The sequence below is a fragment of the Pantoea sp. RCC30.1 genome (assembly GCF_058148845.1).
On the sequence record NZ_JBXUHX010000088.1, the window covers coordinates 1 to 501 of the forward strand.

At 49.5% G+C, this 501-nt stretch carries 2 tRNA genes; both read left to right on the forward strand.

The features are described from left to right. The first annotated feature begins 62 nt into the window (after positions 1–62). A tRNA-Ile gene (locus tag AC2LB6_RS24635) sits at positions 63–139 on the forward strand. Positions 140–283: 144 nt separating this feature from the next. Beyond that, positions 284–359, forward strand: a tRNA-Ala gene (locus AC2LB6_RS24640). Positions 360–501 lie beyond the last annotated feature (142 nt).

Here is a 501-nt window from a genome sequence, read left to right on the forward strand (position 1 = left end):
TTCCCGCGCAGTGTCCACACAGATTGTCTGATAAAAAAGTAACGAGCAGAAAAAACCTCTACAGGCTTGTAGCTCAGGTGGTTAGAGCGCACCCCTGATAAGGGTGAGGTCGGTGGTTCAAGTCCACTCAGGCCTACCAAATTTCTTCTCATGCTGCGTTATGCGCGGTCGTTTACCCCGGTAAACGTCCCTTCCGCATGCCTTGCCTGAAAAGAAATTACATCCTTCGTCAGAAGAATGTAACTCGGTTGAGTGGTAGTAGTGGTCTCTGCAGTAACTGTATGGGGCTATAGCTCAGCTGGGAGAGCGCCTGCCTTGCACGCAGGAGGTCAGCGGTTCGATCCCGCTTAGCTCCACCATACCGTTTATCTGTTTTTTCTGAATACTTCAGAGCGTACCGGCAACGGTGTGCTGCGAAGTATTATGCTCTTTAACAATCCGGAACAAGCTGAAAATTGAAACGACGCAGCGCGTCATTCCTCCGTAATAAGGAATGACAAA